Below are 26,337 nucleotides of genomic sequence, written 5' to 3' on the forward strand. Positions count from 1 at the left end.
GCTCGTTTCCGCGCGGGCGCACGGTCAGGTGATACGGCTCTCTCACTCACGTGGATCCCTTCCTGCCGGGAGTCGTGGGAGTCGTGGGACTCGTCGGATGGTCTTCGTGCGGTGCGGAGAGCCGGCCCGCCGGGCCCGGACCGGTGTCCGGGGTGAACCACGGCAGGTTCGCGTTCGGGGTGGGGGGCGCGGGCCTCGGGGGCGCGATCGCCGTCCTGCGCCTGCGTCCGTGCCCGGGGGCGGGCGAGGGCCGTCGGGTGGCATGGCGCGGGCGTACCCGGTCCACCACCGCCATCCCGATGCGGAAGACCGCCGCCGGCACCACCAGGCAGAGCAGGATCCAGAACAGGGTCACGCCCCAGGGGCGGCCCACCCCCCACGGCTGTTCGGCGAGGACCTTCCCGCCGTACTTCAGGGAGACGGTGTAGTCGCCGTGGGCGCCGGCGGTGAGTTCGACGGGCAGTTCGACGCGGGCCTTCTCGCCGGGGCCGAGCGTGCCGTGCCACTGCCGCTCGTCCCACTGCGGGGCGAACACCCCGTGGGCGGTGCCGACCTGGAAGACAGGGTTCTCGACGGCCGCGGTGCCCACGTTGCCGACGGTGAAGGCCAGGGTGCGGGAGGGCGGCGCCCCGAACCAGGTCAACAGGGAGCCGGAGCCGTCGAGCCGGGTGTCGGTGAGCACGGACAGGCGGCCGCCGGCCGTGTTCGCGGGAAGCGGTTCGACCGGGTGCCCGGCCACCTGGAACACCGCGTCGGCCTGCGCCTTCGCTCCGGTCGCGGTGACCACGTGCACCACGCAGGGGCACGGCACCGGCGGCTCGGTCACCGGCAGCGCCCGGCTGAAGTGGCCGTCGGCGTCGGTGGTGACGGCGCGCCCGTCGGCGTTGGCACAGGAGTTGGTGCCGCCGATCACGCCCCGGGCCGGTGTCGCCTGCCCGCAGACCAGCAGCATCAGCAGCGTGCGCGACCGCCAGCCGGTGCCGCTGACGGTGATCGAACCACCCGTCCCCGCCTGCGAGGTGGAGAGCGTGACGGCCGGTTTGCCCTCCGCGGCGGCGGCCGGGCCGGCCGAGGGCAGCGAGAGCGGGAGCAGCATCAGCAGCAGGGCCGGCACCAGCGCCGTGATCCGGGGTTTGCCTCTCATGTCAGTGCTCCCCTCGCCGCGGCCCGGGTCGTGGCCGTTCGGCATGAGCGTCGCCGTACGGCCACGGCGGCCGCCGCGACCGACAGCGCGCCGGCCGCCGTGCCCGCCGCCGCGCCCCACGGCACGAACCGCGCCGACGCCCGCCCGGTGGCCCGCGCCGCCCCCGGCGCGGTCACCGTCAAGCGGACGGTGACGGCGTCCAGGGCCGGGCGGTCGGGCCACGGTTCGTCGAGCGTGAGGCGCCGGCCCGGGGGCAGCCGGACGGGCAGGGTGCGCGGGGCGCGGTCCAGGACGGCGCCGAGGACACCGTCCGCGTGTACGGCGAGCCGCGGGACGAGGGCCGTGGTGCCGCGGTTGACCAGCTCGTACGTGATCCGGTCGCCGCGCACGGCCACATTTTCGACGGTCAGCGCGCCCAGCTCCGGGCCGCCGACCCGGATCAGCAGCCGGACGGCGGACTCCCGGCCGGTGGAGTCCCGTACGAGGAGTTCGCCCGCGCGGTCGCCGGGCGGCGCGGCCGCCGGGACCGTCACCGTGAAGGGCACCTCGGCGCGGGTGCGGGCGGGGATGCCGAGGGCCCGTTCGGCGAAGGCGACCCGGAGCCCGTCGCCGGTGGCGCGCAGCCGTACGGTGAGCGGCTGCGTGCCCCGGTTGGTCACGGAGAGCGTGTCCTGGAGCACCGCCCCGGGCGTGCCCTCCGCGTAGAAGGACGGCCGTCCCCCACCGGAGGGCGCGACCGACCAGCCGCCGGGGGTGGCCGGGGTGGCCGCGAGCAGCAGCGGCAGCGACAGGGTCAGCAACAGGGCACGGGCGGCGACGTACGGCATCGGCGGCTCCAGCACTCGTACGAGGGGGACGGTCAGCGGTGGACGCGTGCCGTCCGGCTTCGCCGGGTCAGCCACAGGGTGCCGGCCGCGCCCGCGAGCAGGACCGTGCCGCCGAGGGTGCCGAGGGCGATGGCGGAGTCCTCGGGGCCGGTCTGCGGGAGGCCGCCGCCGGATCCGCCGTCACTCGTGGTGCCGCCGGAGCCGCCGCCGCTCGTGCCGCTCCCGCCGTCCGGCGCGGTGACGTCGAGGGTCAGGGAGGGCCCGGGCTTGTTGCTGGGCGTGCAGGTGGTGGTCGTGCCCATCGCCTTGATGGTGAGCACCCCGGCCGTGAAGGTGACCTTGCCGGTCTTCTTCGGGGTGTATGTGCCGCTCAGGTCGTTGATCTTGATGGGGGTGTTCTCGGGTATCGCGGCCTGGTTGGCGGGGCCGGTGACGTTCAGGGTGCCGCCGTCGGCGCCGCCCAGCTTGATCGTGGCGCTCGGATTCATGGCGCCCGCGCCGAGTTCGATGGGGCTGGAGGAGACGCCCTTCTGCCAGGACATGGTGATCTTGTAGCCGCTGCCGCTCTTGACGCCCTTGATGTCGATGGGCGATACGGCGCTCTTGACGCCGATGGGCGTATCGCAGGTGTAGTTGACGTTCACGACCTGGGCCACGGCCGCGGGGGCGGCCATCCACACCGCCGAGCCGGCCAGGGCCGCGGCAGTCGCGAGCGCGGCGGTTCGCTTCCGGTTCGACACGGTCCCGTCCCCTCACTCCCACCGCCCCGCCCTTACTGACGAGGCATCAGATTGAGCCGTCAAGGTACGCCCGGGGCGATGAGGAGGGAAGAGAACGTACGCGCCGGAGTTGTGGCGATCCGGCGCGCGGTTTCGGGGGGTATCGAGGACGTCCGGGACTCCACGACGCCGCGGCACCCCGGACACGACGACCGTCCCGTCCGGACGCCGACGCCGCATCGGAACGACCGATCCCGCTCACCGCGCCCTCCCCGGACCGGAACCGGGACCGGAACCTGGCCGGCGGGAAGCGGGACCGGGGCCCGGTCGGCCGGGCGTGGCCCCAGGGGCTCTGGTCGGCCGGAAGCCGGCCCCGGGGGGGCCGGTCGGCCGGGCACAGGCCCCGGGGGCTCTGGTCGACCGAAAGCCGGCCCCGGGGGGGCCGGTCGGCCGGGCACAGGCCCCGGGGGCTCTGGTCGACCGAAAGCCGGCCCCGGGGGGGGCCGGTCGGCCAGACGCAGGCCCGGGGGTCTGCTTGACCGAAAGCCGGCCCCGGGGGCCGGTCGGCCAGGCATAGACCCAGGGGCGCCGGTCGGCCGGAAATCGGCCCGGGAGGCCGGTCGGCCAGGCATAGGCCCCGGGGCGCCGGTCGGCCAGGCATAGGCCCCGGGGCGCCGGTCGGCCAGGCATAGGCCCCGGGGCGCCGGTCGGCGGGAAGAAGGCCCGGGAGACCGGTCGGCCGGAAGTCGGCCCCGGGGGTGGAAGGTTCAGTGGGCCCGGGGTGGAAGGTTCCCGGGCCCTGGGACGGTCAGGCCGGGGCGCCCAGTTCCGCCCAGACCGTCTTGCCCGCGACGTCCGGGGTCCGTACGACGCCCCAGTCCAGGCAGAGACGCTGGACGATGAACATGCCGTGGCCACCGGGGCGGCCCGCGCGGTGCGGGGTGCGGGGGGCCGGCTGGCCCGCGCCGCGGTCCGAGACCTCGACGCGGATCACCTTGTTGTCGCAGCTGAGGACCATCCCGTCCGGCCCCTCCGCGTGCAGGCACGCGTTGGTGACCAGCTCGGAGACGACGAGCAGCACGTCCTCCGCGGCGGCCCGTTGGTCGGCGGTGGCCGCGGGCAGCCAGGCCCACGCGTAGAGCGCCTGGCGGGCGAAGTCGCGGGCGAGCGGGACGACCCCACTGGCGCCGTCGAAGCTCAGCCGACGTACCTGGCGGCCGCCCGGCGACCCGGACGCCACGGTCGCCGCGCCCCCCTGGGACGCCTCGGCTCCCGGTGCGCCCCCGTCGGACGCCCCAGGAGCGCCGCTGGGCTCCGGGCCGCGGTCGCCCGGCGAACAAGGCCGGGTGGTGCTCATCAGCGCTTCACCTCACCGATTCCCCGATTCACCGGTTCACAATTCACAAGTCGGATCACTTCAGGTCTGTACGTAGGCGGACGGCGTTCGTGTCGGCATTGCCGCCGACATGTTCGGGTTCAGGATGTCTCCTGCCCGAGAGAACCGCCGGAACACCCCTCGTTCACGTCCGTTCGCACCCGTTTCCGGCGGACGGCGAAGCTCAGCCGCCCTCGTCGTGCTCGTCGTGCCCGTCGCTCAGGGCCGCGTCGACCGTGGCGTGCACGGTGAACACCGCGTCCGCGCCGGTGATCTCGAAGACCCGCGCCACCACGGGCAGCATGCCCGCCAGATGGACCCCGCCACCGGCCGCTTCCGCCTTCAGGCGGGCGCCGAGCAGCACGTTGAGCCCGGTGGAGTCGCAGAACTCCAAACGGGTGCAGTCCACCACAAGGCGACTGAGCCCCTTGGAGAGGCAGTCCTCGAGTGGCTCACGCAACAGATCGGCGGTGTGGTGATCCAACTCACCCGCCGGGGTCACCACGGCGCTGGAGCCCTCTTGCCGCACCTCGACCAGAAGCCGGCCAGACTGTGCGCTGCCGACCGTCCCGCGGTCCATGCCGTCTCTTCTCCTGGGGTCGTTGACTGCTTCCTGACGCCCTCGCACCCTACGCCTTCGACCCGCACCTCAACACCCGAACAATCACACACAAACGGACATACTCGGACAAAATGCACTTGCGGCGGGGCAAGTAAAGCGGGTAGGGCTAGTACAAGCACGTAACCGACACGGCCGGCTTTGGAGGCGCCGCACACCGCAGTGCGCTCACTGGCTTCGGCAGCCATACGCCGAGAACGATGGAGGACATCATGTCACCCCGGCTCGACGCACCGCCTACCCGCGGAGCGACGTCGACACCCCCTCCGGAACAAGAACATCTGGAACCCATCGCGCAGGACGCGGCACCGGACGTCGACCCCACCGACGTCCTCGCCGGACTTCCGGAGATCCCCCCGTACGACGAGGTCGGAGCCGTCGACGCACGGGCCCTGTCCAAGACCCTGTTCGCACGGCTCGAATCCCTCGAAGAGGGCACGTACGAGTACTCGTACGTCCGCAACACCCTCGTCGAACTGAACCTCGCCCTGGTCAAGTTCGCCGCCTCCCGGTTCCGCTCCCGCAGTGAGCCGATGGAGGACATCATCCAGGTCGGCACCATCGGCCTGATCAAGGCGATCGACCGCTTCGAGCTCTCTCGCGGCGTCGAGTTCCCGACCTTCGCGATGCCAACCATCATCGGCGAGATCAAGCGCTTCTTCCGCGACACGTCCTGGTCGGTGCGCGTCCCGCGCCGGCTCCAGGAGCTCCGGCTCGACCTGGCCAAGGCGGGCGACGAACTGGCCCAGAAGCTCGACCGGGCGCCCACCGTCGTGGAGCTGGCCGAGCGTCTCGGCATCTCCAACGAGGAGGTCGTCGAGGGCATGGCCGCGTCCAACGCGTACACGGCCTCGTCGCTGGACGCACAGCCGGAGGATGACGACTCGGAAGGCGCCCTCGCCGACCGCATCGGCTACGAGGACCACGGACTCGAAGGCATCGAGTACGTGGAGTCGCTGAAGCCGCTGATCGCGGAACTCCCGTCCCGCGACCGGCAGATACTCTCCCTCCGCTTCGTCGCCGGTCTGACCCAGTCGGAGATCGGCGAGGAACTCGGCATCTCGCAGATGCACGTGTCGCGGCTGCTGTCGCGGACCCTGGTGCGGCTGCGGAAGGGGCTGACGGTCGAGGAGTGACCCGTCCCGTCCGTGTCCGGGTGCTCTCCCGGGCACGGACGCCGGTGTCACCCCGGCCCCTCGCCTCCGGCCCCCTTTCGTTACCCCCGAAAACCTCCCCACGGCACCCCGTGGGCCACTAGGGTCACCTCCACCACAGACTGACCGGTACGTCAGCAACCGGGCGCGCTGCGCATCCGGCGAGGAGGCGACCCCCATGGCCCGTGCCGACGTGGACGGCGACGGTAACGGTGACGGTGACGGCGGCGACGTGAGCGCCGACGCTTCGGACGCGTACCTCACCGACCGGCTCCGCGCCGCCCCCGCCGCCGCGTACCCGGCGCTGCGCGCACTCCGCGCCCGCCACCACCCCGCCGTCCTGGCCTACGCCCGCCGCTGCACGACCGGCGAACCGGCGGCGCGGCGCCTCGCGGCCGAGGCGTTCACCCTCGCCGCCCGGGAGACGGCCCGCGGCAACGACCCCGGCGGGGCCTGGCGCCACCGACTCCTGCTGCTGTCCGGGCAGGTGGCCACCGACTGGGCCCTCGACGACCGGGCCGGCGGCCTGGACGCGGGACTGCTGCTCGTCCTCCACACGGCGGCCCCCGGCGGCCCGGTGCCGCCCCTGCTCGCCGCGTTCCGTTCCCTGCCCTCCCGCACACAGGGCCTCGTCTGGTACGGCGTCGTGGAACGCGAGCCCGCCGAACGGACGGCCACGCTGCTCGGCCTGACCCCCGAGGACGTCACGTACGGCACGGGCCCCTCCCTCCAGCTCCTGGCCCAGGCCTGCCTCCGGCACCGGCTCGCCGCCTCCGACGACCCGCGCTGCGGGGACTTCCGCCGGCTGATCGAGCAGTCCGTACGGCCGGACGCCCCGCGGCACAGCCCCGACCTCGAAGCCCACATGGCGCACTGCCCGCACTGCGCGACCGCCTACGAGGAGCAGTGCGCGCTGCGCGACGATCCTCGCGCGGCGCTGGCGGAGGGGCTGCTGGTGTGGGGCGGGTCGGCGTACGTGAGGGACGACCGGCAGCCGTCCGGCGGCCGGGGGCCGACGCCCGCGAGACGACCGTCGCGGCGGGTGGCGCTGGCCTCGGCCGCGTTGGGGGTGGCTGTGGTGCCGTTGGCGGTGGCTCTGCTGCTGACCTCGGGGGACTCGGGGGACTCGCAGGATTCGGCGGGAGCCGTCGTCACCGGGCCGTCGACGGTCCCGCCGGTGACCGTGACGGCGACGGTCGCCGCGCCGCCCGCCTCCTCACCTGCCGCCCCCTCGCCGTCCCCGACGCCGAGTTCGTCCCCCTCCCGCACCGGCGCCCCGCCGAAGCCGACGCCCACGCCGTCACCGACCCGCGCGCCCGGTGGGACGTTCGCCCAGGTCGTGAACGTGGCCAACGGGCTGTGCCTGGAGGTGGCGGGCGACTTCGACAACGGCACGGACGTGGTGACGGTCCCGTGTTCCGCCTCGCCCAGCCAGCGGTGGCGGGTGGACACGGCGCGCGGGGTGCTCCAGTCGTACGCCGACCAGGACTTCTGTCTGGACAGCAGGGGGTCCGTGGAGAAGGGCGTGGGGGTGTGGGAGTGCGCCTCGGTGGACGGCGATCACGGGGCGAACCTGCGGTTCACCGTGGACGGCGACGGGACCGTCCGCCCGGCGATCGCGATCCTGACGGCGCTGACGGCGGACGCGGGCGGCGGGGTGTCGCTGGAGCCGCTGGACGAGGCCGGGGACCAGCTGTGGCGGGCCGGGGCGGCCTGAACGCAGGACGCGGTGCCCGGCCTTCGAGTGTGTCCGGCGTCGGGTGTCGGGTTCGGGCGCCGTGTGTCGGGCGGCGGGTGTCGGGCGGCGGGTGTCCTCATGTTGAAAACCCCCTGGCCGGATTCCCGTCGGTGACTACTCTGGCTCAGCCCTCTGACCAGCAGAGCCGCTGGGCCAGCCACGTCATCTGCTCATGAGGAGCCCCATGCCCGACTCCCCTGCCTCCGCCGCCGCCCCACCCGCCTCGTCCGCCGGTCCCTCCGCGCTCGGGCGGCTCGCCGATCTTCCCGTTCTGCTCGTCGCCGTCGTCTGGGGCTCCAGTTACCTCGCCGCCAAGGGCGTCACCACGGCGGACACCGTGCCGGCCGTGCTGGTGCTGCGGTTCGCCGTGGTGCTGCCGGTGCTGGTGATCGTGGGGTGGCGGCGGCTGCGCGCGCTGAGCGGGCCGCAGTGGCGCGGGGCCGGGGTGCTGGGGCTGATCCTGGCCGGGATCTTCCTGCTGGAGACCTACGGCGTGGTGCACACCTCCGCCACCAACGCCGGGCTGATCATCAGCCTGACCATGGTGTTCACGCCGCTCGCGGAGAGCCGGGTGCGCGGGGTGCGGCTGCCGGGGGCGTTCATGGCGGCCGCGGGGCTCTCGGTGCTCGGCGTGGCGCTGCTGACCCAGGGCGCCGGGTTCACCGCTCCGTCCGGGGGCGATCTGCTGATGCTGGGGGCCGCCGTCGCCCGTACCGTGCACGTGCTGGCCATGGCGCGCATGGACTCGGTGCGCGGCGCCGACGCCCTGTCGCTGACGACGGTCCAACTGGGCTCCGCGGTGGCCGTGTTCGCGGTGCTGGTGGCGCTGCCGGGGGCGGGCGCCTCGCCGTGGGCGGCCGCCGCGGACTTCGACGGCGGCGACTGGCTGGGGCTGGTCTACCTCTCCGTGTTCTGCACGCTGTTCGCGTTCTTCGTCCAGATGTGGGCCGTCCGCCGTACCTCGCCGTCCCGGGTCAGCCTGCTGCTGGGCACCGAGCCGGTGTGGGCGGCGGCGGTGGGCATCGCGCTGGCCGGGGACCGGCCGGGGTGGCTCGGCTTCGTGGGCGCGGTGCTCGTGCTCCTCGGCACCGCGTGGGGCCGGTCGGTGGCGGACCGGGACAAGGGGCCGGAGTCGGCTCAGACGACCCGTACGCCGCGCCGCCACACCCCCGAGACGAGCGGCACGCCGGGCCGGTAGGCCAGGTGGACGTGGCTCGGGGCGTCCAGCAGGGTCAGGTCGGCGTAGGCGCCGGGGGTCACGCGTCCCACGTCCGTGCGGCGCAGGGCCGCGGCGCCGCCCGCGGTCGCCGACCACACCGCCTCGTCCGGTGTCATCCGCATGTCCCGCACCGCGAGCGCGATGCAGAACGGCACGGACGAGGTGAAGGACGAGCCGGGGTTGCAGTCCGTGGAGAGGGCGACGGTGACGCCCGCGTCCAGCAGCCGGCGGGCGTTCGGCCACTCGGCGCGGGTGGAGAACTCGGCGCCGGGCAGCAGCGTGGCGACCGTGTCGCCGCTCGCGAGGGCGTCCACGTCCGCGTCCGTGAGGTGGGTGCAGTGGTCGGCGCTGGCCGCGTCCAGCTCGACCGCCAGCTGCACGCCGGGGCCGTAGGAGAGCTGGTTGGCGTGGATGCGGGGGTGCAGTCCCTTCGCCCTGCCCGCCGTGAGGATCGCGCGGGCCTGGTCGCCGTCGAAGGCGCCCTTCTCGCAGAAGACGTCGATCCAGCGGGCGTGCGGGGCGCAGGCGTCGAGCATCTCGCCGGTGACCAGGGCCACGTAACCGGCCGGGTCGTCGGCGTAGTCGGGAGAGACGATGTGCGCGCCGAGGTAGGTGACCTCGTCGGTGTGGGCGGCGGCGAGGCGCAGGGCGCGGGCCTCGTCGGCGACCGTCAGGCCGTAGCCCGACTTGGTCTCGAAGGTCGTGGTGCCCTGACGGAGGGCCTCGGAGAGGAAACGGGTGAGGTTCGCCTCCAGTTCCTCGTCGGTGGCCGCCCGGGTGGCCGCCACCGTCGTGCGGATGCCGCCCGCCGTGTAACCGCGGCCCGACATCCGGGCGTTGAACTCCTCGGTGCGGTCGCCCGCGAAGACCAGGTGGGAGTGGGAGTCGACGAAGCCCGGGAGGACCGCCCGGCCGCCGGCGTCGACCCGGTTGTCAGTGGCGGGTGCTTTGCTTGATTCACCGGTCCACACGACGCGGTCGCCCTCGATGACGACGGCCGCGTCCCGGACCAGACCGAGCGGGGAAGTGTCGCCGAGGGAGGGGTCGTTGGTGACCAGCGTGGCGATGTTGGTGATGACGGTGGTCGTGCCGGTCGTACCGGTGCTGCTGCTCATCGTCGTGTCCTCGTGGGGGCGGGAGCCGGTGGTGGTCGCTAGGCGTGCAGGGCTGCCACGGCCCGCGCGAGGGCCTGCGGCACGTCCGGTACGAGCGTGTGCGCCCCGTCGCGTACGACGTGACGCCCGGCCACGACCGTATGCCGTACGTCCGCCGCGGTCGCCGCGAATACGGCCGTCTCGGCGCCGAGCCTGGGCACCGGGCCCGCCGTCCTGACCGAGTCGAGCGCGATCGTCGTGAAGTCGGCGGCCGCGCCGGTCTCCAGGGTGCCCGCGTCCGGGTTGCCGAGGGCCGCGTGGCCGTCGGCGGAGGCGGCGCGCAGCAGGGCGGCCGCCGTCCAGTGACCCCGGGTGCGGGTGCGCAGCCGCTCGTTCAGCTCCATCGCGCGGGCCTCTTCGAGCAGGTCGATGACGGCGTGGCTGTCGGAGCCGAGGGAGAGCGGTGAGCCCGCGGCCTGGAGGGCGACGGCCGGGCCGATGCCGTCGGCGAGGTCCCGTTCGGTCGTCGGGCACATGCAGGTGCCGGTGGCGGAGCGACCGAGGAGGGCGATGTCCTCGTCGGTGAGGTGGGTGTTGTGGACGCCGGTGGTGCGCGGTCCGAGGACGCCGTGCTCGGCGAGGAGCTGGGTGGGCGTGCGGCCGTGGGCCGCGCGGCAGGCGTCGTTCTCGGCGGTCTGCTCGGACAGGTGCACATGCAGCGGTGCCCGGCGTTCCCCGGCCCAGCGCGCCACGGTCGCCAGTTGCCCGGCGGGCACGGCCCGTACGGAGTGGATCGCCGCCCCGATCCTCGCGTGATCCCGTTCCTTGAGAAGTGAACAGCGTTCGGCCCAGGCGTCCGCGTCGCCGTCGGAGAAGCGGAGCTGGTGGGCGTTGGGGGGCTGTCCGAAGCCGGCGGACAGATAGGCGGTGTCGAGGAGGGTGATCCGGACACCGGCTTCGGCGGCGGCCTCGATCAGGGCCTCGCCCATGGCGTTGGGGTCGGCGTAGGGGGTGCCGCCGGGGGCGTGGTGCAGGTAGTGGAACTCGCCGACGGCCGTGATGCCGGCCAGCGCCATCTCGGCGTACACGGCGCGGGCCAGCTGGTGATAGGTCTCCGGGGTGAGCCGGTCGGCGACCGAGTACATGACCTCGCGCCAGGTCCAGAAGGTGCCGGAGCCTACCTGGACGGTGCCGCGCAGGGCACGGTGGAAGGCGTGGCTGTGGGCGTTCGCCAGGCCGGGGAGGGTGAGGCCGCGCAGGATCTCGGCGCCGGGCGGCGGGGTGTCGACGCCCGTCCGGACGGCGGTGATGCGGCCGTCCGTCACCTCCAGGGCCACGCCCGGCTCGACGTTCGTGTCGAGCCAGGCGTGCTCCAGCCAGTACGTCCGTGTCCGCTGCGTGGGGGTCACCGGCAGGCCAGTCCTTCCAGTACGTCGGCGAGGGCGTGCACCCCGGCCACGCAGTCGTCCTCGGCGGCGAACTCGGCCGGGGAGTGCGAGACGCCCGTGGGGTTGCGCACGAACAGCATGGCGGTCGGGATGGTCCCGGAGAGGATTCCGGCGTCGTGTCCGGCGCCGGTGCCCAGGACGGGGACCTTGAGGTCCGTGTCGCTGCCGAGGATGCGGGCGAGTTCGTCGCGCAGGGCGTGGTCGAACTCGACGACGGGCGTGAACGACTCGCGGACGACGTCCAGGTCGATGCCGTGGCCCTCGGCGTACTCGCGGGCGGCCTTCTCCACACCGCCGACCACGGTGTCGAGGCTGGCCTGGTCGGCGGCGCGGGAGTCGAGCCAGCCGCGCACCAGGGAGGGGATGGCGTTGACGCCGTTCGGCTCGACGGAGATCTTGCCGAACGTGGCGACGGCGCCCGCGAGCCGGGCCTCGCGGCGGGCGGCCAGCACGGTCTCGGCGTACGGCAGCATCGGGTCGCGCCGGTCCACGAGGCGGGTGGTGCCCGCGTGGTTGGCCTCGCCCCGGAAGTCGAACCGCCAGCGTCCGTGCGGCCAGATGGCGCTGGCCAGGCCGACCTGGTCCCCGCTCAGGTCGAGGGCGCGCCCCTGCTCCACGTGCAGCTCCACGAAGGCGCCGATCCGGGCGAGCCGCTCCGGGTCCGCGCCGATGGCGTCGGGATCGTGTCCTGCGGCCTCCATGGCCTGCGGGAGGGTGATCCCGTCGCCGTCGGTGAGCCGGTGGGCCTGCTCCACGGTGAGCCGGCCCGCGGTGAGCCGGGAGCCGACACAGGCGAGTCCGAAGCGGGCGCCCTCCTCGTCGCCGAAGTTGACGAGAGCGAGCGGCCTGGTGAACGTGACGTCCCGCGCGCGGAGTTCGTCGAGGGCGGCGAAGGAGGAGACCACGCCCAGGGGTCCGTCGAAGGCGCCGCCGTCCGGCACCGAGTCGAGATGCGACCCGGTGACGACGGCGTCGCCGGCCGCCGGGTCCCCGAGCCATGCCCACTGGTTGCCGTTGCGGTCGACCTCGTACGTCAGGCCCCGTACCTCGGCCTGTTCCCTGAACCAGGCCCGGCAGTCGGTGTCGGCGGCGGTCCAGGCGTAGCGGCGGTAGCCGCCGGACTCGGAGTGCCGACCGATGGGCGCCAGCTCACGCCACATCTCCTGGAAGGACGCACGAGCCGCCACCGGCTGTGGGCAGTCGTTCCGCAGGGCGGAACGGGTGGGCACGGCCGAACCCGCGGTCGGCGACGAGGGCTCGGCCCCCGCCGGACCGTTGCCGCCCCGCTCGTCTCCCGGAAGGGTCACGCGTCGTCACCTTCGCGCATGGGCACCCGCACGCCCCGCTCGTCCGCGACCGACTCCGCGATGTCGTACCCGGCGTCCACGTGCCGGATGACGCCCATGCCGGGGTCGTTCGTGAGGACGCGGCGGATCTTCTCGCCGGCCAGCTTGGTGCCGTCGGCCACGGAGACCTGGCCGGCGTGGATGGAGCGGCCCATGCCGACGCCGCCGCCGTGGTGGATCGACACCCAGGACGCCCCGGACGCCACGTTGACCATGGCGTTCAGCAGGGGCCAGTCGGCGATCGCGTCGGAGCCGTCGAGCATCGCCTCGGTCTCGCGGTACGGGGAGGCCACGGAGCCGCAGTCGAGGTGGTCGCGGCCGATGGCCAGCGGGGCCGCCAGCTCGCCCGACGCCACCATGTCGTTGAAACGCTCGCCGGCCTTGTCGCGCTCGCCGTAGCCGAGCCAGCAGATACGGGCGGGCAGGCCCTGGAAGTGGACGCGCTCACCGGCCAGCTTGATCCAGCGGGCCAGCGACTCGTTCTCCGGGAAGAGCTCGAGCATCGCCCTGTCGGTCTTGGCGATGTCGGCCGGGTCGCCGGAGAGCGCCGCCCAGCGGAAGGGGCCCTTGCCCTCGCAGAACAGCGGGCGGATATAGGCGGGGACGAAGCCGGGGAAGGCGAACGCCCGGTCGTATCCAGCGAGTTGGGCCTCGCCGCGGATGGAGTTGCCGTAGTCGAAGACCTCGGCGCCGGCGTCCATGAAGCCGACCATCGCCTCGACGTGCTTCGCCATCGACTCGCGGGCCCGGGTGGTGAAACCGGCCGGGTCCTTCTCGGCGGCGTCGGCCATGTCCTCGAAGGCGATCCCGGTCGGCAGGTAGGCCAGCGGGTCGTGGGCGGAGGTCTGGTCGGTGACGATGTCGATGGGGGCGCCCATCGCGAGCAGCTGCGGGACGAGCTCGGCGGCGTTGCCGAGGACACCGATGGAGAGCGGCTTGCGCTGGTCACGGGCCTCGACGGCCAGCTGGAGCGCGTGGCCCAGGTTGTCGGCCCTGACGTCCAGGTAGCGGTGCTCGATGCGGCGCTCGATGGCGCGCGGGTCGCAGTCGATACAGATCGCCACGCCGTCGTTCATCGTGACGGCGAGCGGCTGGGCGCCGCCCATGCCGCCGAGGCCGGCGGTGAGGGTGATCGTGCCGGCGAGGGTGCCGGAGAACTTCTTCGCGGCGACGGCGGCGAAGGTCTCGTAGGTGCCCTGGAGGATGCCCTGGGTGCCGATGTAGATCCAGGAACCGGCGGTCATCTGGCCGTACATGGTCAGGCCCAGCTGCTCCAGCCGGCGGAACTCCTCCCAGTTGGCCCAGTCGCCGACGAGGTTGGAGTTGGCGATGAGGACGCGCGGGGCCCACTCGTGGGTCTGCATGACGCCGACCGGGCGGCCGGACTGCACGAGCATGGTCTCGTCCTGCTTGAGGGTCCTGAGCGTGCGGACCATCGCGTCGAAGGAGCGCCAGTCGCGGGCCGCCTTGCCCGTGCCGCCGTAGACGACGAGCTTGTCGGGGTGTTCGGCGACCTCGGGGTCGAGGTTGTTCTGGAGCATCCGCAGGGCGGCTTCCTGCTGCCATCCCAGGGCGCTCAGTTCCGTACCGCGTGGCGCTCGTACGGGGCGGGGTCCTGACATGGTCTGCCTCCTTGCGGATGGGTGATCCCGGCGGTTGTTGCTGTTGTTATTCACATCCTGACTTGATGAATAGAACTAGTCAATACATCGGGGCCACCACATCGGGGCCACAGCATCGGCGCCGCGGCATCGGCACCACGAAATGCCGAGGCAGCCGGCACAGGTGAGGGGCGCGCGTCTTCGCGCTCACCACCCCGCAGGGACATGCGCGCCGTTGACGTGCACCGGTGGGCCGGTGTTGAACGGTGGAGAAGGGGCGCATGGGGCGTCGATTCGGCCCGAAACGGGGTCAGTCGACCCACGTTAGCCGCCCCGCCGCATGTTCCGCTGGAAAATGCCAGAAGACTCACCCCTCGGTGCCTACGTTGCGTAGCTTCTTCATCACTCAGCCGAACCGAAGGCGGGAGGGGAGCCCAACGGTGCCCGGAATCGACGAGTGTCTACTGGAGGCCATGCGGCTGCCCGGTGCCCGGGGCGCCGCGCTGGTCGACTGGACGAGCGGGCTGGCCCTGGGCGCGGTCGGGGAGTTCCCCGGCGGCGACCACGAGGCGGCGGCCGCCGAGGCGGCCGAGGTGGCCCGGCTCACGGCGGAGCAGCGGACGTTCGCACCCGACGGCTACGGCCGTCACGACAGTCCTGACGGCCACGACGGCCACGACGGCCACGACGGCCAAGCAGGCGGGGGCGGGGTGGCCGATCCGCCGGTCGAGGACCTGATCATCAGCAACCGGGACAGCTACCACGTGCTCCGTTTCGTACCGACGTCCTTCGACAGCAGCGTGTTCCTGCACGTGTGGCTGGCCCGGCCGGACGGCAACCTCGCGCTGGCCCGGATCCGGCTGGGCGAGATGGCCGGACGGCTGGTGCTGGGGTGACCGCGGTGAGAACGACCCCGCAGGGGACGACCCCGCCGCCCCGGCTGCCCGTGCGGGAGAAGTCGGCGGCCCGGGAGCGCGGCAGCGGACTGTCGCCGATGCTGACTCGGCTCGCGGCCGAACGGGCGACCGGTGTCCTGGAGCGCGAGCGCGGCTCGCTCTACCTCGCCGAGGGCCGTGTGGTGCACGCCGAGAGCCCCCTCGCCCCGGGCCTCGACGTGCTCCTCCTGGCCCACGGCACCCTCGCTCCCGCCGTCTGGCAGGACGCGGTGGACCGGGCCGACGAGGAGTACGGCGTGGCCCGGCTGCTGCTCGACGCCGGCCGCGTCCCGCGCGGCGCGCTGGAGCTGTGCCACCTGGAGGCGGTCTATGACGCGGCGTACTTCGCGCTCACCCCCAGCAGCACTCCCGGCCGTTTCCGGTACGGCGCCGGGCACTGGCTGGGCACGCTCCGGCCGGTCCCGGTCGAAGCGGTCGAGCGCGAGACGCTGCGCCGGCGGGAGCTGCTGCACCGTCTGTGGCCGGACCCGTTGACCGACGGGGCGCCGCTGCGGCGGGCCGAGACCGTCGCGGCGCCCGCGCCGACCGCCCGGCAGAGCGCGGTGCTGGCCTCGGTGGACGGCGTGCGCACCGCGTCGGACATAGCCCGGGAGCTGGGCCGGCAGGCCTTCCACACCCTGGTGGACGTCCGGCGTCTGGCGGCGGCGGGCCTGCTGACCGCCCTCTTCCCGCCGCCCCGGCCGCACCGCCCGCCGCCGGCCGCGCTCCCGATCCGCCCCGGGCCGGCCGCAGATCCCGCCGTGAGTCCCGTCGCCCCCGACCCCGACCCGCCACCGGGCATCACCCTGCCCCGTGTCAACGACCCCGACATCACCTTGCTGAAGAGGCTCAGGGATGCGCTGGAGGCCCTTTGAACGGCAGCGACCGCGCGCCGAGAGGAGCGAGCTGATGGTGTCCGAGCCCGAGATACTCGACGAACTCCGGCGACTGCGGGCCCGGGTGCCCCAGCTGACCGGCGCCCTGACGGCCGGCGTGGACGGTCTCGTCCTCGCCCACGACACACCCGGTGTGGAGCCGGAGGTGGTGGCCGCGCTGACCGCCGCCGCCCTCGGCGTCGCGGTGCGGATGGCGGACACGACCGGCCAGGGCGACTTCCGCGAGCTGCTCGTGCGCGGGGTCTACGGCTATGTCGCGACCTACGCGGCCGGTGAGAGTGCCGTACTGACCCTGCTCGCGCAGGACCGCGTCAACGTCGGCCGGCTGCATCTGGAGGGCCGCCGGGCCGGGGCGCGCATCGGGGAGCTCGTCGACGCGTGGGAGGCGAAGGCGCGGGAGGCGAAGGCCGCCGCCACGACACCGGCCAGGGCTCCGGCGAAGACCCCCGCGAAGGCGCCCGTGCGGACGCCCGCCAAGCCACCCATCGTACGGACCAGATCGGCGCGCGGATCGGCGACCACCAACGCGCGCACCACCACGGAAAGTTGAGAAGGAACCGAGGAGCACAGTCATGGCCAACACCGAAACCACACTGAAAGAGTGTCTCGCCTCGATCGAGGGCGCGACCGGAGTGGCGCTCGTCGACTACACCAGCGGCATGGCGCTGGGCACGATGGGCGGCAGCAAGACCTTCGACCTGAACGTCGCCGCCGCCGGGAACACCGACGTGGTGCGCGCCAAGATGCGCACCATGGAGCACCTCGGGCTCAAGGGCCAGATCGAGGACATCCTGATCACGCTGAACGACCAGTACCACCTGATCCGGCTGATCAGCGGCCGCGGCGGCAACGGGCTCTTCATGTACTTGGTCCTGGACGCCAAGCGGGCCAACCTGGCGATGGCCCGCCACCAGTTGAAGAAGATCGAGGAGGACCTCGAGGTATAGCCGGAGCGGCTGGTCCGGCCGGACCGGCCGGACCGGTCCGTGGCTAGACCAGCGCCGCGGTGCGGCGGCGGGACCCGCCCGGGGCCGCGTCGCCGGCCGCGATGCCGGTGCTGCGGTACGCCTTGACGGCCTTGCCCGCCGGGCGTCCGCCGCGCCGGTCCAGCCAGTCGACGCGCACCCACAGCAGTGCCTCGTCGGCCCGCTCGCGCCGTCCGAGCCAGGCGGCCTTGAGCCGCAGTCCCGTCCCCCAGCCGGCGAGCAGCAGGCCGGCGGCCGCGGGCACCACGAAGGAGCTGCCGAGCGCGGCCACGAAGGCGAGCAGCAGCCACCAGCGGTGCCCGCGCCGCCAGGTGCGCACGGTCACCGCCCGGTCCTGGAGCACGTCGTGCTTGCCGGCCCGGGCGGCGCCGTGGCCGAGTCCGGTGATCCGCCTGCGGCCGCGCCACGCCACCACGGCGACGGCGACGATGAACAACGCGGCCCCTGCCAGCACCCCGATCCGCCGTCCGGTGAGGCCGGGCACCAGCACCCCGACCCCCGCCGCGAACACCCCGCACCACCACAACGGCGCGGCTCCGGCCCGTACGACGACGGCCACCCGAGCCAGCCCCTGCCCTCCGCGCGCCACGTCCGCCTCCTGGTCTCTCCGGCACAGTCTCGTGACCGTTCAGACTAGTGAGCGAACGTGAGACGAGTCTGAGAGAACGCCCCGAAAATCGTGCCCTCCGGAAGCGGCGGTCTACTCCACGAAGAGCCCCCGGGCCGCCGCCCGCGCGTCGAACTCCTCCAGCCGGGCCTGCGCGTCGGGCAGGTCGTCGCACATCGCCTCCAGCAGCACCCGCCCGAGCAGCATCGGCGCGCACGCCGTGTCGAAGGCGAGGCCGGTGCCGACGGCGGCCGGCAGCAGCAGGTCGGAGACCTTGGCGACCGGCGCGAACGCGGAGTCGGCGACGGTCACCACGCTCAGCCCCGCCTCCCGGGCGTAGGCGAGGGTGTCGACGACCTCGCGCGGATGCCGGGGCAGCGCGAAGCAGAGCAGGGCCGAGGCGCCTGCCCGGACGGCGGCGTCGATCCGGTCGTGGATCATCGTGCCGCCCTCGTTCAGCAGCCGTACGTCCGGATGGACCTTGGCGGCGAAGTAGGCGAACCCGTACGCCTGGGAGGCGGCGGCCCGCAGTCCGAGCACGGGAAGCGGGCGTGAGGCGGCCAGCAGCCGGCCCGCCCGCTGCACCGGCCGGGGATCGGCGAGCAGTTCGGCGAGGTGCTTCAGGTTCTCGATCTCGGCCTCGACGGCCTGCTGGTACTCGTTGTACGAGGCCGGTCCTGCCGTCTGTTCGGCGGGGGCGACCTCGCGCAGGTGCTTGCGCAGGGCGGGGTAGCCGTCGAAGCCGAGCGCGACCGCGAAGCGGGTCACCGACGGCTGGCTGACGCCCGCGAGTTCGGCCAGCTCCACGCTGGACAGGAACGGCACGTCGGCGGCGCGCCGCACCATGCTGTGCGCGATGCGCCGCTGGGTCGGTGTCAGCCGGTGCCCCTCGAAGAGCGCCTGTAGCCGAGCGGCGGGACTGTCCGGCACACCGGCACCCGGTACCCCCGGCGCCGATCCCCCCGCACCCGGCATCCCTGGACCCGGCAGTCCCTCACCGATCTCCGTCTCCGCGCTCATGCCCCGCTCCCCCTCCAGATGTCCGTGAACCGGTCCAGCAGTCCGGCCGCCGCCCGCACGTCGTCCGTGAGCGGCCGGTCGGCCTGTTCCGCGTCGAGCACCGCCTCGGCCAGCTCCAGCGCCCGGCCCGCCGGAAGTCCCGGTTCGGGCCGCAGCTCGCGCTGGCGCAGCGCCCGTACGGCGGCGACGAGTTCGCAGCCGACGACGAGACGGTACGCGGCACAGGCGCGCAGTGTCTGCCGGGCGGCGAGCGAGGCGAAGCTGGCCTGTTCCTCGACGCCCCGGGAGAGTACAGCGTGGCCGAGCGAGGCGGGCGCCGAGAAGGCCCGCAGGTCACCCAGGGCGGCCGCGGCGGCGTACTCGAGGATCATCACGCCGGAGGAGGCGGGCTCGGGGTCGGCGAGGAAGGGGCGCAGCCGGGTGTAGGCCGGTTCGTTCAGGGTCGACAGGCGGGAGGTGGACAGCCGGGCCACCTGGGTCAGCGCCAGCCTGAAGTGGTCCAGGGCGAGGGCGAGCTGGGCCTGGTAGAAGCCGCCGTGGTGGTAGGCGGTCATGTCCTCGGGGGAGATGAGCGGGTTCTCGGCGGCCGCGTTGATCTCGATGCCGACCACGTCCTCCAGGGCGTCGGCGGCGTCGTGCGCGGGGCCGTGGATCTGGGGCAGGCAGCGGAAGCCGTAGGGGTCCTGGATCCTGCCGAGGGGTGGCGTGGGCCGGTCCTGCGCGCCGATCAGCTCCCGCATCCGGCGGGCGACCTCGGTGGACCCGCGGTGCGGGCGGGCGGCGTGCACGGGGGCGGCGTACGCCTCGTGCGAGCCGTCCACGGCGAGCAGCGAGAGCGCGGCGACGACCTGGGTGGCCTCCAGGAGTCCGCGCAGTTCGTGCAGGGCGAGGGCGGACTGGCCGAGGGTGAGGGCGTTGCTGCTGATGAGCGCGAGCGCGTCGTTGTTGTCGAGCTGCTGCGGTTCGGGGATCCCGGTGCCGCGCCACGGATGCTCCCCCACCAGCGCGAGCCCGACCTGTGCCAGCGCCGCCAGGTCGCCGGTCCCCACCGAGCCGAACTCGTTGACGACCGGATACGCCCCGCTCTCCAGCGCCTCGCACAGGGCCGTGACGACGCCGGGCCTGAGGCCGGCGCCGCCGGCGAGCAGTTGGTTGGCGCGGACGGCGAGCATGGCCCGGACCTGCCGGGCGGGCAGTTCCTCGCCGATGGCGCCGGCGTGGCTGCGCAGCAGGCGCAGGCCGTGCTCGGCGGCCGCTTCGGTGGGCACGTCCTCGTTCCGGTTGGCGCCGACTCCGGTGGAGCGGCCGTAGACGCGACCGGTGGCGGCGATCCGGCGGGCGGCGTCCCAGGACTCGGTCATCCGCTTCGTCGCGTCGGTGCCGGGGACCGGGCGGGCGGCCCGGTCGGCGAGGCGGGCGACGTCCGCGACGCCGAGGGCGATCCCGTCGAGGACGACGAGAGCGGAGCCCGCCCCGGAAGGGGCGTCCATCATCCGAGACGACATAAGGCTACGAACTCCCATCAATCCGGACACTCGATCTTGCCTGCCGGTCATCCGTTACCTCGGATTAACACCGAACCGTTGACAAGCTATTCATCTACCGAGAACTCTGCATGACGTTATACAGCCGGGCAAGGGACAACTCATGATCCAGTTCGACGCGGTCCACAAGCGCTTCCCCAACGGCACGACGGCAGTCCACGATCTCTCCCTCCACATGCCGGAGGGCGGCGTGACCGTGCTGGTCGGTTCCTCCGGTTGCGGCAAGACGACCACCCTGCGGATGATCAACCGCATGGTCGACCCGACCTCCGGAACCATCGAGGTGGGCGGCAAGGACGTCACCCGCCAGGACGCGGCCGAGCTGCGCCGCTCCATCGGATACGTCATCCAGCAGTCGGGGCTCTTCCCGCACCGCACGGTGCTCGACAACATCGCCACCGTGCCGCTGCTGCTGGGCCACGGCCGCCGCAGGGCCCGCGCCCGCGCGGCCGAACTGCTGGAGACCGTCGGCCTGTCCGCCGACGCCGGGAAGCGCTACCCGCACCAGCTGTCCGGCGGCCAGCAGCAGCGCGTCGGGGTCGCCCGCGCGCTCGCCGCCGACCCGCCGGTGCTCCTCATGGACGAGCCCTTCGGCGCGGTCGACCCGGTGGTCCGCACCCAGCTCCAGGACGAACTGCTCAGGCTCCAGAAGGAGTTGAGCAAGACCATCGTCTTCGTCACGCACGACATCGACGAGGCAGTCCGGCTGGGCGACCAGATCGCCGTGTTCCGCACCGGCGGCCACCTGGTCCAGTGCGCCTCGCCCGCCGAGCTGCTCGCCCGCCCGGCCGACGACTTCGTGGCCGACTTCCTCGGCGCCGAGCGCGGGCTGAAGCTGCTCTCGCTGAAGACCCTCGCGGACGTCCCGCAGGGCCCGGCCCCCGAGGGCGGCGAATGGAGCCTCGTGCTCGACGAGGCCCGCAAGCCGCTGTGCTGGACGTCGAAGACCGCCGACGGAGCTGCCGGAACCGACGTACCCGTCCGGCCGCTCAAGGACTCCGACTCGCTGCTGTCGGCGCTCAACGAGTCGGTCGCCGCCCCCACCGGACTGGTCGCACGGGTGGACGCCGACGGCGTCCTGACCGGCGTGACGTCCCGCGACGACATCCACACCCACGCCGGCCGGGCCCACACCGAGGCACGGGTGGCCGCATGACCATCGACTGGTCCTGGATATCCGGGCACACCGACGACCTGACCACCCTCACGATCTCCCACCTCCAGGCCGCCCTGACCGCCGTCCTCCTCGGACTGCTGATCAGCCTCCCCCTCTCGGTGATCGCCCACCGGATCCGCCCCCTGCGCGGCTTCCTGCTCGGCCTCTCCAACGTGCTGTTCACGATCCCGTCGATCGCGATCTTCGTTCTGCTGCTGCCGGTCAGCGGCCTGACCCGCACCACCACCGTCATCGGCCTGACCGTCTACACCCTGGTCGTGCTGCTGCGGAACACGGTCGAGGGCCTCGACTCGGTGCCCGCGAAGACCAAGGAGGCGGCCAAGGCGATGGGCACGCGCCCCCTGCGCACGCTCCTCACCGTCGAGTTCCCGCTCGCGCTCCCCGTGATCATGGCGGGTGTCCGCATCGCCACGGTCATGTCGATCTCCCTGGTCTCCGTCGCCACCTACATCGGTGACGGCGGTCTCGGCCAGCTCTTCACCGACGGCTTCCAGCGCAACTTCCCGACGCCGGTGATCGCGGGAGTGGTCCTCACCATCCTGCTCGCGGTCGTCGCCGACGCGGCTCTGGTGGGCGTCCAGTACCTCCTCACCCCGTGGAAGAGGCGGCGAGCCTGATGTACGAACTGTTCAAGAACCTCGGCAGCTGGCTGACCAGCGGCGCCCAGTGGGCCGGCTCGGACGGCATCACGCACCGCCTCGCCGAACACCTCCAGTACTCGCTGCTGGCCACCCTCATCGCGGCCGCGATCGGCCTCCCGGTCGGCCTGCTGATCGGCCACACCGGCCGGGGCGCGTTCATCGCGATCAACCTGGCCTCCTTCGGCCGGGCGCTGCCGACCGTCGGCCTGGTCGTCCTCGTCTTCCTGGCCGGCGGACTGTCGATGCTGCCGGTCTACGTCGCGCTGGTCGCCCTCGCGGTCCCGTCGATCGTCACCAACACCTACGCCGGGATGACGGCCGTCGACCCGGACGTGAAGGACGCGGCCCGTGGCCAGGGCATGCGCGGCCACCAGGTCATGCTCCAGGTGGAGCTGCCGCTGGCCCTCCCGCTGATCATGACCGGCCTGCGCCTCGCGCTCATCCAGGTCGTCGCCACGGCCACGATCGCCGCGTACGTCTCCTTCGGCGGCCTCGGCCGCTACGTCTTCGACGGCCTCGCCCAGCGCGACCTCGTCCAGGTGCTCGGCGGCGCGGTCCTGGTCGCCGCCGTCGCCATCGTCCTGGACCTGGCGCTCTCCGGCCTCCAGCGCCTCCTCTTCCGACACCGCCCCGCACAGACCGCCTAGGGAAGTCAGCGAAATGAACCGACGCACGATCCTCGGCGGCCTGTTCGCGGCCGCGACCGTCCCCGCCCTGACCGCCTGCGCGAGCGGCATCACCTCCCTCGACAACGAGGGCACCACCTCCGCCGGCGGCGGCTCCAGCAAGGACGGGGTCACCATCGGCACCGCCAACTTCACCGAGAACCAGGTGCTGGGCTACCTCTACGCGGCCGTCCTGGAGGCGGCCGGCGTGAAGGTGAAGGTCCGCCCCAACCTCGGCACCCGCGAGATCCTCATCCCCGCGCTCAGGGGCGGCGACATCGACCTGCTCCCCGAGTACCAGGGCGCCCTGCTGCACTACCTCGACCCGAAGGCGACGGCCACGGAGGAGGGCGAGATGCAGAACGCCCTCGCCGTCGCCCTCCCGGTCGGCCTCCAGGTGCTGCCGTACGGCATGGCCGAGGACTCGGACGCCTTCGTCGTCACCAAGGAGACGGCGAAGAAGTACGGGCTGGTCTCCCTCGCCGACCTGAAGAAGCAGAACGGCAAGCTGGTGCTGGGCGCGGCGCCCGAGGTGAAGACCCGCCAGGTGGGCGCGGTGGGCCTCAAGGACGTCTACGGGGTGGAGTTCAAGGAGTTCAAGTCCCTGGACTCCTCCGGTCCGCTGGTCAAGGGCGCCCTGAAGAAGGGCGACGTCGACGTGGCGAACCTGTTCACCACCGACACCGACATCCAGGCCAACGACTGGGTGGTACTGACCGACCCCGAGAACCTGATCCCGGGCCAGCACATCGTCCCGCTCATCGCCGACCGCAAGGCCGACTCCACCGTCCGCAAGGCCCTCGCGAAGCTCGGCAACGTCCTCACCACCGCCCAGCTCACCGAGCTCAACCGCCAGGTGGACAAGGACAAGAAGGACCCGGAGGACGTGGCGAACGCGTACGCGAAGCAGCACGGGCTCACGAAGAAGTAGGCCCCGCTCTCCGCCGCCCTCCCGCGAACCCGACTCCGGACAGGGGGGCTATCCCCAGTGCGGCGGGCGTTCCCGCTGCCTAGCCTGGTCACCATGACGGGATGGGAGACCACCATGGAAGCGCGCGACACGGACCTGAAAAAGGAACTCGACGCCACCCTGGCGACCCGCAGGGAACTGGGCGAGGAATACGAGTCCGCGCTGGTGGACTCGTTCCTGGAGAAGGTCGACCAGCGCATCGACGGCGCGGTGGAGCGCCGGGTGCGGCGGCAGTTCGCGGAGCAGCAGATGGTGGCGGCCCGGGACGCCCGCTCGCCCAGGGCGACGGACTCGTGGGGCGAGCGCTTCGGCTTCGGCATCGTCTCGCTGGTGCTGGCGGTCCCGCTGTCCGCGATCGGCGCGGGCACCGCGCACCTGCCGGGCCTGATCGTCTCCTGGGTCGGCATCGTCGGCGTCAACGTGGTCCAGGCCGCCCGCGCCCACCCCGGCCTCTTCGGCACCCGTCGCCGCTCCTCGAAGGACGGCGACTGGGAGGAGTGACCCGGGCCGGGGACGGGGACCGGGGGCCGGGGTTCACGCCTGCCGGGTCGGCAGCACCATGATCTGCCGCAGGTTGACGTGCCGGGGACGGCTGGTCGCGTAGGCGACGACGTCGGCGATCTCGGCCGCGGACAGTCCGCCGATGGCGTCGAACATGCCGTCCAGCTGCCCGGCCAGTTCGTCGTTGTCGAGGTGCGTCGCCAGCTCGGTCTCCGTCAGCCCCGGCTCCACGTTGGTGACCCGCACGTCACGCGGCCCGAACTCGATGCGCAGGGCCTGGGAGAGATAGGTGACGGCCGCCTTGGTGGCGCCGTACACCCCGTAGTTCGGGAACGCGATGTGCGCGGCGATGGACGAGATGTTCACCAGGTCCGCGGGCCGTCCCTGGGCGGCGGCGCCCACCAGGTCCCCGGTGAAGGCGCGGATCACCCGCAGCACCCCGGTGACGTTGGTGTCGAGCATCCGCCGCCACTCGTCGATCCGGCCGTCGTCGACGGGGTTCGGCAGCATGACGCCGGCGTTGTTGACGACCAGGTCGACGTTTCCGTAGGCCTCGCGGATCCTGGCGGCCGCCGCGTCCACCGACGCGTCGTCGGTGACGTCGGCGACGACGGCCAGGGCCTCGCCCCCGTCGGCGCGGATCTTCTCGACGACCGACTCCAGCCGGTCCCCGCGCCGGGCCAGCAGCGCGACCCGGGCACCCGAGGCGGCGAGCAGCGCGGCGGTCGCCTCACCGATTCCGCTGGCGGCGCCGGTGACGACGGCGGTGCGACCGGCGAGGCTCGCGTACCCGTTCCCGTACTGGTTCCCGTACTCGTTCTGGTTCTCGTGCGACATCCGTTGCTCCCGGAAGGGCGGGCCGGGGCGGTTCCCCGGCGGCACGCACCACCCTCGCCGTCCGCGTCCGCGCTACCCAGGGATGCGCTTTTCCTGGGTCTGCCAGTACCAGGTTCGCGGCCCGCCGCTCCCCTACCATCGAACGCATGGACGGGGATCTTGGAGACTTTCTGCGCTCACGCCGCGCTCGCATCCAGCCGGAGGAGGTCGGACTGCCCTCGCACGGGCGCCGGCGGGTACCCGGTCTGCGTCGTGAGGAAGTGGCGCAGCTGGCCGGAGTGAGCGTCGACTACTACATCCGCCTGGAGCAGGGCAGGGGCCCGAGCGTCAGCGACGCGGTCCTGGACGCCGTGGGGCGCGTGCTGCGCCTGGACGACACGGAGCACGCCTATCTGCACGCCGTCGCCCGCCCCCGCAAGCCGGCCGGGCGACCGGCCGCGCCCCGCGTCCGCGCGGGCGTCCAGTCGCTGCTCGACAGCATGGAGCGCACCCCGGCCTTCGTGCTGGACCAGCGGATGGACGTGCTGGCGTGGAACACGCTCGCCGACGCGGTCTTCGGCTACGGCCGCACCGGGCCCGAGGGCCGCAACATCCCGCGGCACGTCTTCCTCGACCCGGGCTCCCAAGACTTCTACCCGGAGTGGTCCGCGGTGGCCGTCCAGTGCGTCGCACATCTGCGGGTGCTGGCGGGCCATCACCAGGACGACCGCCGGCTGACCGCGCTGGTCGGGGAACTCTCCCTGAAGAGCGACGACTTCCGCCGGCTGTGGGCCGATCATCCGGTCCGGGAGTGCGCGTACGGGGTGAAGCGGATCCAGCACCCGGTCGCGGGCCTGCTGACCTTCCCGTACGAGACGCTGGCGGTCTCGGCGGACCCGGACCAGTCCCTGCTGGTCTACACCCCGGAAGCGGGCTCCGAGACGGAGGAGCGGCTGCGGTTGCTGGGCAGCTGGCGGGCGACGCCGGTCCAGACGTAGTCCTGGCCCGGGTCCGGCGGACACGACTCAGGGCCTGTCCGGTGGACAGGCCCTGAGTGACAGAAGCTTGCGCGGGGACCGCCGCACCCCCGTTACCGGGGGGCGGGACGACGGCGGTCCCCGCGAGGGACGCGGGCCGGGTCAGGCCGGGCTTGCGCGTCCGTGGCGTCGGTGGAGGTCCGGGAGCCGCTCCGGAGGTCCGTGACGCCGTTTTGGTGTCGGTGGGGCGGGGAGCCGCTCCCGCCCTGCCGACACCCATAAATATGCCGGACGCGTGTTAACCGAGTGCTGCGCGGA

26 protein-coding genes are annotated in these 26,337 nt (G+C 73.1%); 13 read left to right on the top strand and 13 right to left on the bottom strand.

Annotated features, from left to right (window positions below; all coding sequences use genetic code 11):
• Positions 1–46: 46 nt before the first annotated feature.
• The 5 genes from G9272_RS18900 to G9272_RS18920 form a co-directional block, all read right to left on the bottom strand.
• Positions 47–1,144 (bottom strand): hypothetical protein, encoded by a 1,098-nt coding sequence (locus G9272_RS18900; protein ID WP_171397672.1) that lies wholly within the window; start codon positions 1,142–1,144, stop codon positions 47–49.
• Complete coding sequence (locus G9272_RS18905) at positions 1,141–1,971, bottom strand: COG1470 family protein (protein ID WP_171397673.1); 831 nt, start codon at positions 1,969–1,971, stop codon at positions 1,141–1,143. Before G9272_RS18905 ends, G9272_RS18900 begins: the two co-directional genes overlap by 4 nt.
• A 32-nt stretch (positions 1,972–2,003) precedes the next feature.
• On the bottom strand, positions 2,004–2,711 hold the full coding sequence (locus tag G9272_RS18910) for an LPXTG cell wall anchor domain-containing protein (RefSeq protein WP_171397674.1): 708 nt from the start codon (positions 2,709–2,711) through the stop codon (positions 2,004–2,006).
• A gap of 787 nt (positions 2,712–3,498) precedes the next feature.
• Positions 3,499–4,047 (bottom strand): ATP-binding protein, encoded by a 549-nt coding sequence (locus tag G9272_RS18915; RefSeq protein ID WP_171397675.1) that lies wholly within the window; start codon positions 4,045–4,047, stop codon positions 3,499–3,501.
• A gap of 202 nt (positions 4,048–4,249) precedes the next feature.
• Entirely contained in the window at positions 4,250–4,645 is a 396-nt protein-coding gene (locus G9272_RS18920; RefSeq protein WP_171397676.1) for an STAS domain-containing protein, read from the bottom strand.
• Positions 4,646–4,884: 239 nt separating this feature from the next.
• On the opposite strand from G9272_RS18920, the gene G9272_RS18925 reads away from it, so the two are divergent.
• The 3 genes from G9272_RS18925 (at position 4,885) to G9272_RS18935 (ending at position 8,774) form a co-directional block, all read left to right on the top strand.
• Complete coding sequence (locus G9272_RS18925; RefSeq protein ID WP_171397677.1) at positions 4,885–5,820, top strand: RNA polymerase sigma factor SigF; 936 nt, start codon at positions 4,885–4,887, stop codon at positions 5,818–5,820.
• A 196-nt stretch (positions 5,821–6,016) separates the two neighbouring features.
• Entirely contained in the window at positions 6,017–7,555 is a 1,539-nt protein-coding gene (locus G9272_RS18930) for an RICIN domain-containing protein (RefSeq protein WP_171397678.1), read from the top strand.
• A gap of 205 nt (positions 7,556–7,760) precedes the next feature.
• Positions 7,761–8,774 (top strand): DMT family transporter, encoded by a 1,014-nt coding sequence (locus G9272_RS18935; RefSeq protein ID WP_171397679.1) that lies wholly within the window; start codon positions 7,761–7,763, stop codon positions 8,772–8,774.
• Here the strand turns inward: G9272_RS18935 and hutI are convergent.
• The 4 genes from hutI to hutU all read right to left on the bottom strand — a co-directional run bounded on the left by hutI (position 8,714) and on the right by hutU (position 14,305).
• Positions 8,714–9,910, bottom strand: a complete 1,197-nt coding sequence (gene hutI, locus G9272_RS18940) for an imidazolonepropionase (protein ID WP_171397680.1) — start codon at positions 9,908–9,910, stop codon at positions 8,714–8,716. The two genes, G9272_RS18935 and hutI, sit on opposite strands and share 61 nt — an antisense overlap.
• A 38-nt stretch (positions 9,911–9,948) precedes the next feature.
• Entirely contained in the window at positions 9,949–11,298 is a 1,350-nt protein-coding gene (locus G9272_RS18945; protein ID WP_171397681.1) for a formimidoylglutamate deiminase, read from the bottom strand.
• The gene (locus G9272_RS18950) at positions 11,295–12,497 is read right to left on the bottom strand and encodes an allantoate amidohydrolase (protein WP_171402060.1); all 1,203 of its coding nucleotides are present in this window, start codon (positions 12,495–12,497) and stop codon (positions 11,295–11,297) included. Before G9272_RS18950 ends, G9272_RS18945 begins: the two co-directional genes overlap by 4 nt.
• 143 nt (positions 12,498–12,640) lie before the next feature.
• The gene (gene hutU / locus G9272_RS18955) at positions 12,641–14,305 is read right to left on the bottom strand and encodes a urocanate hydratase (protein WP_171397682.1); all 1,665 of its coding nucleotides are present in this window, start codon (positions 14,303–14,305) and stop codon (positions 12,641–12,643) included.
• Positions 14,306–14,724: 419 nt separating this feature from the next.
• Here hutU and G9272_RS18960 point away from each other — a divergent pair, with 419 nt between their 5' ends.
• From G9272_RS18960 to G9272_RS18975, 4 genes are read left to right on the top strand one after another with little or no spacing between them, the layout of a single operon-like run.
• Positions 14,725–15,180 (top strand): hypothetical protein, encoded by a 456-nt coding sequence (locus G9272_RS18960; protein ID WP_171397683.1) that lies wholly within the window; start codon positions 14,725–14,727, stop codon positions 15,178–15,180.
• Positions 15,177–16,094, top strand: coding sequence for a transcriptional regulator (locus tag G9272_RS18965; protein WP_171397684.1), 918 nt, complete (start codon positions 15,177–15,179; stop codon positions 16,092–16,094). The genes G9272_RS18960 and G9272_RS18965 overlap by 4 nt, the downstream gene beginning before the upstream one ends.
• Before the next feature lie 34 nt (positions 16,095–16,128).
• Entirely contained in the window at positions 16,129–16,665 is a 537-nt protein-coding gene (locus tag G9272_RS18970; protein WP_171397685.1) for a roadblock/LC7 domain-containing protein, read from the top strand.
• Positions 16,666–16,687: 22 nt separating this feature from the next.
• A complete protein-coding gene (locus G9272_RS18975; protein WP_020128504.1) occupies positions 16,688–17,062 on the top strand; it encodes a hypothetical protein in 375 nt (124 codons plus the stop codon).
• Between the two features lie 43 nt (positions 17,063–17,105).
• Here G9272_RS18975 and G9272_RS18980 read toward each other — a convergent pair whose 3' ends face one another.
• The 3 genes from G9272_RS18980 to G9272_RS18990 all read right to left on the bottom strand — a co-directional run bounded on the left by G9272_RS18980 (position 17,106) and on the right by G9272_RS18990 (position 20,233).
• Positions 17,106–17,690 (bottom strand): hypothetical protein, encoded by a 585-nt coding sequence (locus tag G9272_RS18980; RefSeq protein WP_171397686.1) that lies wholly within the window; start codon positions 17,688–17,690, stop codon positions 17,106–17,108.
• 111 nt (positions 17,691–17,801) lie between these two features.
• Complete coding sequence (locus G9272_RS18985) at positions 17,802–18,683, bottom strand: MurR/RpiR family transcriptional regulator (RefSeq protein WP_171402061.1); 882 nt, start codon at positions 18,681–18,683, stop codon at positions 17,802–17,804.
• Positions 18,684–18,724: 41 nt separating this feature from the next.
• Positions 18,725–20,233 carry an aromatic amino acid ammonia-lyase gene (locus tag G9272_RS18990; RefSeq protein WP_171397687.1) on the bottom strand — a complete coding sequence of 503 codons (1,509 nt, stop codon included), beginning with the start codon at positions 20,231–20,233 and terminating at the stop codon, positions 18,725–18,727.
• Between the two features lie 142 nt (positions 20,234–20,375).
• Between G9272_RS18990 and G9272_RS18995 the strand changes: the two genes are divergently transcribed.
• From G9272_RS18995 to G9272_RS19015, 5 genes are all read left to right on the top strand, one after another.
• Entirely contained in the window at positions 20,376–21,428 is a 1,053-nt protein-coding gene (locus G9272_RS18995) for an ABC transporter ATP-binding protein (RefSeq protein ID WP_171397688.1), read from the top strand.
• Positions 21,425–22,066: an ABC transporter permease gene (locus tag G9272_RS19000; protein WP_171397689.1), complete on the top strand. Its 642-nt coding sequence runs from the start codon at positions 21,425–21,427 to the stop codon at positions 22,064–22,066. Before G9272_RS18995 ends, G9272_RS19000 begins: the two co-directional genes overlap by 4 nt.
• Positions 22,066–22,737 (top strand): ABC transporter permease, encoded by a 672-nt coding sequence (locus G9272_RS19005; protein ID WP_171397690.1) that lies wholly within the window; start codon positions 22,066–22,068, stop codon positions 22,735–22,737. The genes G9272_RS19000 and G9272_RS19005 overlap by 1 nt, the downstream gene beginning before the upstream one ends.
• Before the next feature lie 13 nt (positions 22,738–22,750).
• Positions 22,751–23,686, top strand: a complete 936-nt coding sequence (locus G9272_RS19010) for an ABC transporter substrate-binding protein (protein WP_171397691.1) — start codon at positions 22,751–22,753, stop codon at positions 23,684–23,686.
• A 114-nt stretch (positions 23,687–23,800) separates the two neighbouring features.
• The gene (locus G9272_RS19015; RefSeq protein ID WP_171402062.1) at positions 23,801–24,226 is read left to right on the top strand and encodes a hypothetical protein; all 426 of its coding nucleotides are present in this window, start codon (positions 23,801–23,803) and stop codon (positions 24,224–24,226) included.
• A 33-nt stretch (positions 24,227–24,259) separates the two neighbouring features.
• Here G9272_RS19015 and G9272_RS19020 read toward each other — a convergent pair whose 3' ends face one another.
• Positions 24,260–25,063 (bottom strand): SDR family oxidoreductase, encoded by an 804-nt coding sequence (locus G9272_RS19020; RefSeq protein WP_171397692.1) that lies wholly within the window; start codon positions 25,061–25,063, stop codon positions 24,260–24,262.
• Between the two features lie 146 nt (positions 25,064–25,209).
• On the opposite strand from G9272_RS19020, the gene G9272_RS19025 reads away from it, so the two are divergent.
• Positions 25,210–26,040, top strand: coding sequence for a helix-turn-helix transcriptional regulator (locus G9272_RS19025; protein WP_171397693.1), 831 nt, complete (start codon positions 25,210–25,212; stop codon positions 26,038–26,040).
• The last annotated feature ends 297 nt before the right edge of the window (positions 26,041–26,337 follow it).

The organism is Streptomyces asoensis (genome assembly GCF_013085465.1).
GTDB lineage: Bacteria > Actinomycetota > Actinomycetes > Streptomycetales > Streptomycetaceae > Streptomyces > Streptomyces cacaoi_A.